13 protein-coding genes and 1 pseudogene are annotated in these 12,237 nt (G+C 31.4%); 9 read left to right on the forward strand and 5 right to left on the reverse strand.

Translation table 11 applies throughout. The features are described from left to right. The first annotated feature begins 356 nt into the window (after positions 1-356). Positions 357-509, forward strand: coding sequence for a hypothetical protein (locus JCM14822_RS20625; RefSeq protein WP_157047843.1), 153 nt, complete (start codon positions 357-359; stop codon positions 507-509). Between the two features lie 64 nt (positions 510-573). On the opposite strand, the gene JCM14822_RS16615 is transcribed toward JCM14822_RS20625, so the two are convergent. The 5 genes and pseudogenes from JCM14822_RS16615 to JCM14822_RS16635 form a co-directional block, all read right to left on the reverse strand. Continuing rightward, positions 574-1,986, reverse strand: a complete 1,413-nt coding sequence (locus JCM14822_RS16615; protein WP_083461527.1) for a DUF4340 domain-containing protein — start codon at positions 1,984-1,986, stop codon at positions 574-576. After that, positions 1,979-2,209 (reverse strand): hypothetical protein, encoded by a 231-nt coding sequence (locus tag JCM14822_RS16620; protein ID WP_054743540.1) that lies wholly within the window; start codon positions 2,207-2,209, stop codon positions 1,979-1,981. The genes JCM14822_RS16615 and JCM14822_RS16620 overlap by 8 nt, the downstream gene beginning before the upstream one ends. 164 nt (positions 2,210-2,373) lie before the next feature. Further along, the gene (locus JCM14822_RS16625; RefSeq protein ID WP_054743542.1) at positions 2,374-3,417 is read right to left on the reverse strand and encodes a Gldg family protein; all 1,044 of its coding nucleotides are present in this window, start codon (positions 3,415-3,417) and stop codon (positions 2,374-2,376) included. 260 nt (positions 3,418-3,677) lie between these two features. After that, positions 3,678-4,292 carry an ABC transporter permease gene (locus JCM14822_RS16630; RefSeq protein ID WP_054743545.1) on the reverse strand — a complete coding sequence of 205 codons (615 nt, stop codon included), beginning with the start codon at positions 4,290-4,292 and terminating at the stop codon, positions 3,678-3,680. Beyond that, positions 4,273-5,330, reverse strand: a pseudogene (locus JCM14822_RS16635) (ABC transporter ATP-binding protein). The gene JCM14822_RS16630 and the pseudogene JCM14822_RS16635 overlap by 20 nt, the downstream one beginning before the upstream one ends. 236 nt (positions 5,331-5,566) lie before the next feature. Between JCM14822_RS16635 and JCM14822_RS16640 the strand changes: the two are divergent. The 8 genes from JCM14822_RS16640 to JCM14822_RS16675 all read left to right on the forward strand — a co-directional run bounded on the left by JCM14822_RS16640 (position 5,567) and on the right by JCM14822_RS16675 (position 11,853). Next, on the forward strand, positions 5,567-5,866 hold the full coding sequence (locus JCM14822_RS16640) for a DUF3892 domain-containing protein (RefSeq protein ID WP_054743546.1): 300 nt from the start codon (positions 5,567-5,569) through the stop codon (positions 5,864-5,866). A 374-nt stretch (positions 5,867-6,240) separates the two neighbouring features. Next, complete coding sequence (gene rnhC / locus JCM14822_RS16645; protein ID WP_083461528.1) at positions 6,241-7,161, forward strand: ribonuclease HIII; 921 nt, start codon at positions 6,241-6,243, stop codon at positions 7,159-7,161. A 162-nt stretch (positions 7,162-7,323) separates the two neighbouring features. Beyond that, a complete protein-coding gene (locus JCM14822_RS16650) occupies positions 7,324-7,635 on the forward strand; it encodes a hypothetical protein (protein ID WP_054743547.1) in 312 nt (103 codons plus the stop codon). 186 nt (positions 7,636-7,821) lie between these two features. Next, positions 7,822-8,706, forward strand: a complete 885-nt coding sequence (locus tag JCM14822_RS16655; protein ID WP_306307374.1) for a ribonuclease Z — start codon at positions 7,822-7,824, stop codon at positions 8,704-8,706. A gap of 96 nt (positions 8,707-8,802) precedes the next feature. After that, the gene (locus JCM14822_RS16660) at positions 8,803-9,345 is read left to right on the forward strand and encodes a DUF6715 family protein (protein ID WP_054743548.1); all 543 of its coding nucleotides are present in this window, start codon (positions 8,803-8,805) and stop codon (positions 9,343-9,345) included. A 21-nt stretch (positions 9,346-9,366) separates the two neighbouring features. Continuing rightward, positions 9,367-10,383 carry a tRNA (adenosine(37)-N6)-threonylcarbamoyltransferase complex transferase subunit TsaD gene (tsaD, locus tag JCM14822_RS16665; RefSeq protein ID WP_054743549.1) on the forward strand — a complete coding sequence of 339 codons (1,017 nt, stop codon included), beginning with the start codon at positions 9,367-9,369 and terminating at the stop codon, positions 10,381-10,383. Between the two features lie 20 nt (positions 10,384-10,403). Further along, a complete protein-coding gene (locus JCM14822_RS16670) occupies positions 10,404-11,471 on the forward strand; it encodes a PIN/TRAM domain-containing protein (protein WP_054743551.1) in 1,068 nt (355 codons plus the stop codon). A gap of 10 nt (positions 11,472-11,481) precedes the next feature. Then, positions 11,482-11,853 carry a VanZ family protein gene (locus JCM14822_RS16675; RefSeq protein WP_054743553.1) on the forward strand — a complete coding sequence of 124 codons (372 nt, stop codon included), beginning with the start codon at positions 11,482-11,484 and terminating at the stop codon, positions 11,851-11,853. Positions 11,854-12,237: the final 384 nt, after the last annotated feature.

Genomic DNA, 12,237 nt, shown 5'->3' on the forward strand with positions numbered 1-12,237 from the left:
GATGTAGAATGAGAGAAGATAAAGAGTATATAGATGTAGAATGAGAGAAGGATAAAGAAGTATATTAGATGTAGGAAATGAGGAGAAGGATAAAGAAAGTATATTAGATGTAGGAAATGAGGAGAAGGATAAAGAAAGTATATTAGATGTAGGAAATGAAGAAAAGGATGAAGAAGTATATTAGATGTAGGAAATGAAGAAAAGGATGAAGAAGTATATTAGATGTAGGAAATGAGGAGAAGTATAAAGGAGGCATATTAGATATAGAAAAGCAGGAAAGAGATAAAGTAAATGGAGTAGAAGCGAAAGGGAATAATCAATCTAAGGGAATAGGAGAAAATAAAGGAAGTAAGAAATTGCATAATGATGAGGAAAGTGTATTTAAGTTATCTAGTAATGAAGAGCAATATATATGGAACACAGTTATGTATCATAAAGACTTTGATTGGAATAAGTTAAGTCCTACTAATAAATCTTATTATATAAGTTATGGTGTTAAACCTAAATAAATCATTTAGCAAAATAAAAGCTTTAACATCAAATCAAGATGTTAAAGCTTTTATTTTGCTAAAGTTATTGGGCAAGAGCAGCATCTAAACAGTCTTTGAGGTAAGTAAATTGTTTGATGTTACAGCCTACTATACCAATACCTTTGAAAACTGTTTGATAAAACTGTTTATCATACTCAAAATACATATAAGTTGACTTTTCGCCTTCTGGTGAAGTAAAGCTAAAGCTTGCAATAGGTGTAGTACTAGATAGTGCAGCATTTTTAAGTTCAGTATCAGCTGAAATACCAATAATATTTTTATAGAGTGACTTAAATTCCTCAGTAGAAAGCTTTTTGTCATTAAGCATATAAGTGTCTCCGTTTATTTTGAGCGTATAGTTTTGATTTGAAAGAGATATGTCAATTTGAATAATATCAGCAATATTAATAAGCTGGGTAAATTTAGCTGATAAGTAGAATGGATTAAAATCTTTAAGGAGTGGTTCTAAGAAAGAACTACTCATACTATAAACGCTTTGAGTGTCTGCTTTCATAAAATAAACTTGTCCATCATCTGTTGTATTACCCCATAAATAATGGATTTTTGTAACGACTTCTTTAGGTTCATTGGTTGTTTCATCGGCTTCAGTTGTAGTATTTTCAATAGATAAATCTAAAGTAGGATTGTCTAAGCCATATGCACTTAAATCAGTTACATCATCAGCTACGAAATGCTCAATAGTAATAGGAGATGGAATGAGTTTAAGAAGTTCTACAAAGTTAGTTGTACTCATATCTCTCTTACTACCATCATTAAGCTTTAGAAGATAAGAAGTAGTATATGTGCTTGTTTCATCATTTAAAATAACTTCTAAAGGGTCAATATCCCTACCAGAAGCTTTAAGAGCTGTAACTGTAGCAGTATCAAATTTATCTAATTCAGTTGTTCTAAAAAGTGTTAGATCACCTTTAAAGCTATCTGCCATAGAAGTTGTAATAAGGAAGACTTTTGTATCTCCTTCTTGCATAAGGTAAACGCTACGTTCATCAGGGGTATTATTACCTAAAAGAATACGTTTGGTAGAGCCATCTGTAAAGGTATAGGTAATTACTTTTGATGGTGTATTAAGACCAAAGTCCTCAATGTTGGCTGCATCAATTTGTTTGAAAGCGTCTAAAGTAAGTAAGTTATCACAAAGCACTTTAATCGCAGCAGTATTTAAATCAGCTTGATTATTTAAACTTTCTATGCACCAGTTTTCACCATCAGGAATAAATGAAAGTTCAGTGGCTCCTTGAGTGATTGTAAGTTTGTTAATTTGGTCTTTTGGATAATTAGTTACTTCTATAGTACTTTGTGGATGGGAAGAAGTATCTGTAGTAGATACTTCTTCGGAGTCAGCAGTATTTTTGTTTTGTACAAAGATAGCTAGTCCGACTAATAAAACTAATATAATAGTGATTAAGAAGAGAAATTTATTTTTTTCATTAAAGATTCTTCCTCCTTACTAAAACAATAATACCTAAGATAAGGACAACTGCTGGAATAATTACAACAGCAATACATGAGAATGCAAGGAATTTGGTAGTACTCATTGCAGGAAGAGAATAGTCATTAGAAGCCTTACCTGCTATTTCAAAGCTTGTTAATGTATCATTTTGTAACCAGTTTAAACAGTTAGTAATGAAAGTTTCATTACCAGTAGAAGAAAGATTCATTTTAGTTTCATCAATGAAATAAGAATCAGCAAATACAACAAGTCTTGTAGTAATTACATTATCGTTATTTAATGAGTTCTTATCTTCAATAGCATAGGCAAGGTCAAAAGGTCCAGCAATATCATCAGCTGTTTTATTTGTAGTAGCACCTTCTAAGTTAGTTTTTAAGAAGGCTTCATCAGATGTAGAAATAAGTGGTGTAATAGTAACGCTTGTACGTACATTATCAGCTTTATTAAGTGCTGAAGATAATGGGAGAAGTAGAGGAAGTTATTTGTGATTAAGCTATTTGTAATATCATGTTCAGAGTAGTTAGGGATTAAGTATGTAGGATATGAAGAAAGCATATTACTACTAGCAGCCTCTACAACGGCACCTGATGAATGTTTTATACCATAATAATTTAAAAGTGCATTAAAATTCTTAAGTTCCGGTGTATCATAATCAGTAAAGATTAAAGCTTTACCACCAGCATCTAAGAAATTAGTGATTTTATCAAATTCTACTTCATTAAAATCTGTGTGAGGTGAGTAGATGATTAAAGTACTTGTACTAGGATCACCTAAATCTTCAGTTGATAAACTAATATTTTGTGTAGGCATATTTGTTTTACTAAAGATAGTAGTAAGTGTTTTAGGTAAATTAAGTTCACCATGGCCAGATGAGATATAAAGTGTGTGTTCTATAGTAGAAACTACATAACTAATAGCAGAGGTTACAGCATTTTCTACGGCAAGAGATTGTGTAGCTGATTCACCATAGCCAGTAGATGAATAGAAATCTGTCTGAGTAAGTACTTTAAATTTACCTGTTACATTATTTTCTACAATGATTGAACCATTATCAATTTTAGGTGTATTTTCATCAATATATTTTTGTGTAAATTGAGGATAAAGAATAGGGTCTTTATAAACTAAAGAAACATGACTATTTAATTTGTCATAACGCACTAAGATTTCTTTGAAAGCAGAAGACTCAGTACCAGTCTCTTCTAGCACATAAAGTGTAATATCATCAGTAACTCCTTTAACGACTTCTTCTGTTTTAGGGGATAAAGAGAAGAATTTTTCTTCTGTTAAGTCTAACTTGAGGTTAAGGCCTGAAAAGATAACGTTAACAGCAATAGCAATGGCGATGATAATGACAGCTACGATGGTTTGATAACCACCAAATCTAATGTTTTTATTATTAAGATTTACAATTTTCATAGTAGCATCCTCCTAGTTCCAACTACGTTTTTCAATAACTTGTTTTGTTAAAAATAGAAAAACGCCTATGAAAGATAAATAATAAATAATGGCACTTACATCTAATAAACCATTAGAGAAAGATTCGAAGCGGCCATATACAGAGAACCATTTTAAGAATTTAGTTGGTAATCCATCAAATAGTTCACCTTTGAAATTGAAAAGTAAACAAGAAATAATGATACTGATAAAGGCAACAAAAAGACTGATATAAATGTCTTTTACGCGTTATAAATAATAAGAGATATTATGGCGATGACTATAAGCAAGAATACAAGAGATGCAAGACGTGAAGTAGGAATAAGTGTAGCAATACCATCAGCTAATAAGAGAAACATAAAAGCACCAATTGAACCAATAGCAGCAACGATTTGATTTTCTGTAAGAGCTGAAATAAATAATCCTATAGAGATAAGGGTACAGCCTAATAAGAAGAAACCAAGATAAGAACATAAGATGCTGCCTAAAGGAATAGTTCCTAATGTCATTAATAAAATTGGGTGAATAAAAGTAATGGCTAATGTAATGAGTAATAATGTTGTAGCGGCTAAGTATTTACCAAGGACAATAGAAGTTACAGTGATTGGTGCAGTTATAAGTAACTGATCCGTTCTGTTTTTTCGTTCTTCAGAAAGTAATCGCATTGTTAGGATAGGAACAGTGAAGAGGAGCATATTACTAAGAGAAGAAATAACATATGTATAATTACCGTTTGGATGGAAAACGTTTATAGCTGTAAAATAGAGTCCAAATATAAGTAAGAAAAAGCACATAAATACATAGCCAATTGGTGAAGTGAAATAAGATTTTAATTCTTTATTGAGCAATATTGTCATTGTGAATACCTTCTTCCTGATTTGTTGTAATGCCTAAGGGATGCTTATTTTTTTTGCCAAATTTTTTAAAACTAGAAGGTTGTTCTTCTTCAAGAGGTGTTACTGGTTCGTTTTTAGTAACTTCTAAGAAGATATCTTCTAGAGAAACAGCTTTGGAATGCATCATAAGTAATGGATTATACATTTCATAGCAAAGGTTGAAGACTTGTTTACGGATATCTACATCTTTGGATGTTTCAATTAAAATATCATGAGTACCTTCTTCAATAATACCTAAATCTTGAATTTGATTAACTTCTTCTATACTACTAAGCGCACTTAAGAAATCATCATCTACTTTTTCTACACGAATTGTAATTTGAGAGGTTGGATTAAAGAGGTTTGCTAAGTTTTCAGTAGTATCACTAGCAACAATAGTGCCTTTATTGATGATCATAACGTGGTCGCAAATGGCACTAATTTCTGATAGGATATGTGAACTTAAAATAATAGTATGTTCTTTACTGAGTTCGATAATTAGTTCACGCATTTCTATGATTTGTTTTGGATCAAGACCAACAGTAGGTTCATCTAAGATGAGTACTTTAGGGGAACCGATAAGAGCGCCACCAAGGCCAACTCTTTGTCTATAACCTTTAGAAAGATGTTTAATAAGTCTGCCTGCAACATTATCTAAACTAAGACGTGTAATAATCTTTTGAATGTGTTCATCTAAAGCTTTTATATTTACTTTTTTTAGCTTAGCAACAAAATAGAGATATTCACTAACTGTCATATCTAGATATAGTGGAGGTATTTCAGGTAGGTAGCCAATATTTTTTTTGCTTTGATGGGATTTTCTAATATATCAATTCCATTTATTTTAATGGTACCAGATGTTGAAGAAAGGTAACCTGTCAGCATATTCATAGTAGTCGATTTTCCAGCACCATTAGGTCCTAAGAAGCCTAAGATTTGGCCTTCTTTTACAGTGAAACTTAAGTCGTTTACAGCAGTATGTTTGCCATATACTTTGTTTAAATTAGTGACTTCAATCAATGTGTTCATCCTCCTTAAATAGATACATATGATATAAATTCAATCTACTTACTACTATAAAACTAAAATTTGAACAAAGTGTTAACTTTTGATGAAAAAAACGAATATTTTTTGATAATTTTTAAAATCGTGATAATTTATGTGTCAAATAATATTTTGAATAGAAATTTAAAGTTTATTTAATACTACTAGTGTGAGTAAGTAAGATGATAAATTTTACCAAGAGGAGGTAGCGAATGTCAGACGAATATAAAGGAGACCTAGTTTTATCTGATGTTGTGAATAAGGTTGTATCCGAAGGTAGCATAGATGCTCAGCAGATTACTAAACTTATTAAACACAGTGGAGATGTGGTTGGATATGAATTAGCTTCAGGACAACACATTTCAGTAGAAGAAGCCATTCAAATGGCCAAAGAAAATAAGTTATGCCATGTAGGCGTTGCGACATCAAAAGATGGTAGTGAGTATATTCGTTCCTTAGCAGATGGTGATGAGTCCAATAATTTAGGTAACCTGCCATCAATTACAACGTAATTAGAAAACAGTTTAATTAAAATTATGTTATTTAAATGAAATGTAAAAGTGCTATTAGATTAAAGTAAGTATGATTAAATCCTAATAGCACTTTTATATTTTGCGAAATTTAACAATAAAAAATAGCGATAGGGGTCTATCGCTGGAAAAAAATGTCTGTTAGTAATTGTTTAAATAATATTGGGGTTGTGAGATAATTGGAATGGGGAGGAATCATAACTATCTCGTAGTTAGTATGTCTCCAACTTAAAAAATTATGCTAAAATAAATAAACCTAATATGGTAAAATATGAAGTTTTGAATTAGAGTACAATCAAAGTATAAAATATAGTTAGTAGATGAATTAATAAATAGATATTTAAGAGAGGATTTTTATGAATAAATTTGAAAAGTATGAAGAAATGCGCAGAGTATTAGAATTAAAAGGTATTGGTGTCTACGATTATAAAGAGATTAATTATGGCTTACAGTTTGATGTAGAAATGGGTGACATGGTTTCTAAGGTTAGAATTTATGAAAGTAAAAAAGGCATTAAAGTAGATTTATCAGTTGTAAAATATGAGGCATTAAAAGAAACTATTTTAAATATAGATAGTACAAGTAGTTTAAGTCAGCCAGTAGAAAGTAAAGTGAAAAATAAAACTGGTAAAATATTTGCAACAGATATTTTAGAAAATCCACTCATCGGTGTAGATGAATCAGGGAAAGGAGATTATTTTGGGCCACTAGTTATAGCAGGTGTTTATGCTAATGCACAAATGAAAATAGAACTCAAAAAGATGGGTGTGATGGATAGTAAGGTACTTTCGGATAAGAAGATAGAGTTATTGGCTACAAAAATTAAAACAACTTGCCCATACAATATAGTAATTATTGGAAATAAGTCTTATAATAAAATGTATCAAGAGATAAACAATTTGAACAAATTACTGGCATGGGGTCATGCAAGAGTTATAGAAAACATGCTAGAAAAGATAGATTGCCCATATGCACTTTCTGACCAATTTGGAAATGAAAGTTTTATAAAAAATGCACTAATGGAGAAGGGAAAGCAAATTACGTTAGAACAACGTCCAAAAGGTGAAGAGAACGTAGTCGTTGCGGCAGCAAGTATCTTGGCTAGAAACGAGTTTGTGAAGAAAATGGAGGAAATGAAAAATACTTATAATATGACATTTCCTAAAGGGGCGGGAAATCAAACTCTTATGGTGGCAAAAGAATTTAAGGCACGTTTTGGTAAACATGAACTAGTAAACGTTAGTAAACTTCATTTTAAAACAACAGAGAATATATAATATTTACCAATGTACTTGTTAGAGAGAAAGTTTTATAATGGGAGTAGGGCTTAACCCTTTGTAAAGGCTTAATAAATGAGACATGTAAATAAAATAGCTTAAAAGGTTTAAAAGTTAAATAAAGAGATGTAACGTGTGAGTACACTTAGGGGGTGTAGTTTGGTGAATGAGGTAGAACGTTTAGAGAATCGTTCAAAGAAGGAAATCTATTGTAATTGTTGTGGTAAACCAATTATTAAGACAACTTTAAAAGGTGTGACTATGGATTATTTACACATTGAAAAAGAATGGGGATACTTTTCGAATAAAGATTTAACAAGACAAAAGTTTAATGTTTGTGAAAGGTGTTTTGATAAATGGATTTCTACTTTTGAGATTCCTGTGGAGGAAAGTCTCGTAGAAGATATATATGTTTACACAGATGAAGAGATGGAAATATTAAGTGCAGCATATAAAGCATCAGGTGAAATATAAAAAATAGGCGCTACGCATAGCAGTGTAGCGTCTATTTTTGTATACAAATAAGTTAATAAAATACGTTTGCTTATAAGTTATAATGGGAATAATTTGACTACTAAGTACATAGTTTTCCTTATACATTGTAACAATGCCTATAAAAGGATATAATATGAGTAGCGAAAAGAAAGGAATTATAAAAATATGTTAGACATTTGTTTACTCGGAACAGGCGGCATGCTGCCTTTACCAGACCGTTATTTAACAGCAATGATAGCAAGATATAATGGCAGAAAACTTTTAATAGATTGTGGCGAAGGAACACAAGTAACGATGCGAATGTTAGGATGGGGATATAAGACTCTAGATGTTATTTGTTTTACACATTATCATGGAGATCATGTAACTGGACTTCCAGGATTATTATTAACGCTTAATAATACAGGCAGAACAGAACCACTTACAATTATTGGACCTCTAGGACTTCGTAAAGTTGTAGAAGGATTAACTGTAGTAAGCCGTGATATTGCATTTAGCCTTAATCTAATTGAATTACCATATGAAAGACAAACTGTAAAAGTTGGAGAATTCCATATTACAGTACAACCTGTGCCACATAATGTAAAATGTTTTGCTTATACTATTGAAAATCAAAGAATGCCTAAATTTATCGTAGAAAAGGCAAGAAAGAATAATGTACCACAAAAACTATGGAAACAACTTCAACAAGGCAATAGTGTAACTTTTGAAGGTCAAATCTATACACCAGATATGGTACTTGGTGATGCTAGAAAAGGTATCAAAGTATCTTATGCTACAGACTGTAGGCCAACAGAGGCATTAAAAGAATTAATTACAGATTCAGATTTACTTATTTGTGAAGCTATGTATACAGATGATAGTTACTTAGATCAAGTAAAAAAACATAAACATATGTTAGCTTCAGAAGCGGCAACACTTGCTAAAGAAACAGGTGCTAAAGAACTATGGCTCACACACTATAGTCCAGCAGTACCAAATGCATATATTGACCAACAGGGGCACAAAAGATTTTTCCAAATACCAAAGCGGGTTATGACCGCATGGTAACAACTATAGATTTTCAAGATAAATAGTAGACATAGCCATAATAAAAGTGTACTAAAATAATATAGGGGAATGAAATAAGTTTAGAGGAGGGTGTCTATGAGGAAGTTTGGGATTATTGTCTTTATGATTGCAATATGTGTTGCATATTTCTTTTATGTAAAAGCAAGACCTGGCATCAAGAGTGAGGTTAGAACAAATGCTATTCAGGTAGATAAAAGGTTTAAAGATATAAAAGAAAATATTGAAGAAGATTATCCAGCTACAGCTAAAGAAGTAATAAAAGTTTATAATGAACTCTTAGGATACGCATATTGTAGTAGTATGAAGGATGAATATATTAATCAATATGTAGAGGATATAAGATTATTATATTCTAAAGAACTTTTAAAACTTAATTCTAAAGAAAAACAAATAGCAGCTATTATTGCAGAACGTGTAGCAGAAATAGATAAACCACTTGTTGTAATAGAAAGTTCAATTGAAACAGTTGTTAAACCAGAAATTGATGGTAAAATCAGCGACACTGAGGCACAAGTAGAAGTTAAACATAGCACAAATAAAAGTGATATTTTAAGAACTTATACACTAGTTAAAGAAGACGGAAAATGGAAAATTAAAAGTTGGAAAGACGAAAAATAACAATCAGTGGAGGAACAAAAGATGAAAGACGTAACAATACTTGCTATTGAAACATCATGTGACGAGACATCAGTAGCAGTTGTAAGAAATGGGAGAGAAGTACTTGCAAATAGTATTTCAACACAAATTCCATTACATGAATTATATGGCGGGGTTGTACCAGAGATTGCATCTAGAATGCACGTAGAAAAAATCAATTTAGTAATTGAAGATGCACTTCAAACTGCTGGCATGACATTTGATGATATTGATGTAGTAGGTGTAACATATGGACCAGGATTAGTTGGGGCGCTTCTTGTAGGTGTAGTAGCAGCTAAAGCTATTGCATTTGCTAAAAACAAACCATTAGTAGGTGTACATCATATTGAAGGACACATTTCAGCTAACTATATTGAACATTTAGACTTAGAACCACCATTTTTATGCCTTGTTGTATCAGGTGGACATACAAATTTAGTTTATGTGGAAGACTATACAAATTATGAGATTATGGGCCGTACAAGGGATGATGCAGCTGGTGAAGCTTATGATAAAGTAGCGAGAGCTATTGGTCTTACTTATCCAGGTGGACCTAAGATTGATAAGCTTGCTAAAGAAGGAAATAAAGACGCAATCAAATTTCCAAGAGCAATGAAAGATTCAGGTTATGATTTCAGCTTTAGTGGCGTGAAATCAGCGGTACTTAATCATATTAATGGCGCTAAAATGAAAGGTGAAGAAATTAATGTAGCAGATATTGCAGCTTCATTCCAAGCCAGTGTTGTAGATGTTCTCGTAGAAAAAGCAATGCAACTTGCTAAAAAGAAAAATATTGATAAGATTGCTTTAGCTGGTGGAGTATCAGCAAATCAAGGACTTCGTAGTGCTATGGAAGCAGCATGTCAAAAAGAAGGTAAAAAATTATATTATCCAGGGCTTAAACTTTGTACAGATAATGCAGCAATGATTGGGTGTGCAGCATACTATGAATATCTCAAAGGAACAAGAGCAGATATGACATTAAATGCAGTACCTAACTTACCACTCGGTAAAAAATAACAAAAGAAGAGAGGCAGGCTATGAAACAGGTTATTAGAATTCTTATTTCAGGAGTAATAGCTGGACTGATTGCATTAGGTGTTACAGAATTACAAGTAATGGGACTTATTCCAAAATCTATTGAGGGTGAATTAAATCATATATATACCAACAAACAGATTATTATATTTGTGGTGATATTTTTAACTATGTTTTTTACAATAAGTATGCCACTTTCAAAGAATCTAGTAGAAAAGATTGATAAGAGTATTAGTAAATACCCTATGCAAGAAATATTAATGTACATTATAGGACTTGGAATAGGTTTATATGTAGCTTATCTTGCAAGTACAGCGTTTAAAACATCAGGTAATAATAGAATTAGTGAGATGTTTATTTTACTTATATATATTGGGCTGGGATGTTTTGGAATTTATCTTGTTCATTTAAAGAAGGAAGAAATTAAAGGTTGGCTTAGCAAAAAAGGAGAAGCTCTTGCACATGTCAGTTCGGCAAAGATTTTAGATACAAGTGTAATTATTGATGGTAGGATTTTAGATATCATAAATACAGGGTTTATTGAAGGGAAAATAATTATTCCATCATTTGTATTAGATGAACTACGTCATATAGCAGATTCTTCTGATTCTCTTAAGAGAAATAGGGGGAGACGTGGACTTGATATTTTAAATGAAATTAGAAATACTAAATTAAATACAGTAGAAGTAATAGATATTGATTATAGTGAGATGGAAGAAGTAGATAGCAAACTTTTAAAGCTTGCCAAGCAGATACAAGGGAAAGTTGTTACAAATGACTTTAATTTAAATAAAGTAGCTAAGTTTCAAAAGGTATCTGTACTGAATATAAATGATCTTGCCAATGCCATCAAACAAGTTGTGCTACCTAATGAAGAAATACAGGTACAGATTGTTAAAGAAGGCAAAGAACAAGAACAAGGCCTTGCATATCTTAATGATGGAACTATGATAGTAGTGGAAAAGGGCAAAAAATATGTAGGAAAAACTGTTAATATACTTGTAAGCACAGTACTTCAAACGTCTGCTGGACGTATGATATTCGCTAAGGTAAAAGAAGAGAATAAATAAGGAGATTAAAGTGCAATTTATAAAAAAATATAAGTTTACGATAATAGTAGCAATTATAATTTTAGTAGCTATTTTAATGCCTGCTAGTGACATACCATCAGTAGGAATTCCTTATATGGATAAGCTTGTACATTGTAGTATGTTTGGAGGGTTAGTGTTTGTTTTTTACTGCGAATATTATTATCAATATAACAAATATCCAAAGGAATGGTATGTAATAATAATTGTCGCTTTATATGCAGCATTAACAGAAGTGTTACAATTATTTATAGAAGGAAGGTCTTGTGATTTTTTAGACTGGATGACAGATTGTATAGGAATGTTTTTAGCTATAGGAATATTTTATATAGGGATTAAAATTTATATAACAAAGCATAAGTAAAACATATTCGTAAGAATATGTTTTTTTATGAAGTAATTAATAAGTTGATTAGCCTACAAAAAGGCTAGTTTTTAAAACTACTTTACATTATTATGGTATAATTAAGTAAAAAATAAAGGGGATAATTTTATGTTTCGTAAAAATACAGTCCAATAACTTAATCTTGGGGATCCGACAATTAATCTACCTAAATGTCTTCGTAAAAATCTTGAGAAGAGTTGGGCTACCCCTTTTAATCAATATATTTTTCTAACATTAATGAAGAACGTTTTGAAGTGCTCTATAGTGATGAAGTTTCTAGACCAAATTCTCCTGTTAATGTATTAGTAGGTCGTCTTATTCTTAAAGAGAACTTTAGTTTATCAGATGAAGACCTTATTGGCG

It is taken from the genome of Cellulosilyticum ruminicola JCM 14822, from assembly GCF_001311925.1.
Classification (GTDB): domain Bacteria; phylum Bacillota; class Clostridia; order Lachnospirales; family Cellulosilyticaceae; genus Cellulosilyticum; species Cellulosilyticum ruminicola.

Bases quoted from the DNA above. Each gene is read 5' to 3' on its own strand.
- JCM14822_RS16655 (WP_306307374.1), top strand. From the start codon at position 7,822: ATGTTAGACATTTGTTTACTCGGAACAGGCGGCATGCTGCCTTTACCA.
- JCM14822_RS16640 (WP_054743546.1), top strand. From the start codon at position 5,567: ATGTCAGACGAATATAAAGGAGACCTAGTTTTATCTGATGTTGTGAAT.
- JCM14822_RS16630 (WP_054743545.1), bottom strand. From the start codon at position 4,292: ATGACAATATTGCTCAATAAAGAATTAAAATCTTATTTCACTTCACCA.
- tsaD (WP_054743549.1), top strand. From the start codon at position 9,367: ATGAAAGACGTAACAATACTTGCTATTGAAACATCATGTGACGAGACA.
- rnhC (WP_083461528.1), top strand. From the start codon at position 6,241: ATGAATAAATTTGAAAAGTATGAAGAAATGCGCAGAGTATTAGAATTA.
- JCM14822_RS16620 (WP_054743540.1), bottom strand. From the start codon at position 2,209: ATGAATCTTTCTTCTACTGGTAATGAAACTTTCATTACTAACTGTTTA.
- JCM14822_RS16670 (WP_054743551.1), top strand. From the start codon at position 10,404: ATGAAACAGGTTATTAGAATTCTTATTTCAGGAGTAATAGCTGGACTG.
- JCM14822_RS16660 (WP_054743548.1), top strand. From the start codon at position 8,803: ATGAGGAAGTTTGGGATTATTGTCTTTATGATTGCAATATGTGTTGCA.
- JCM14822_RS16625 (WP_054743542.1), bottom strand. From the start codon at position 3,417: ATGAAAATTGTAAATCTTAATAATAAAAACATTAGATTTGGTGGTTAT.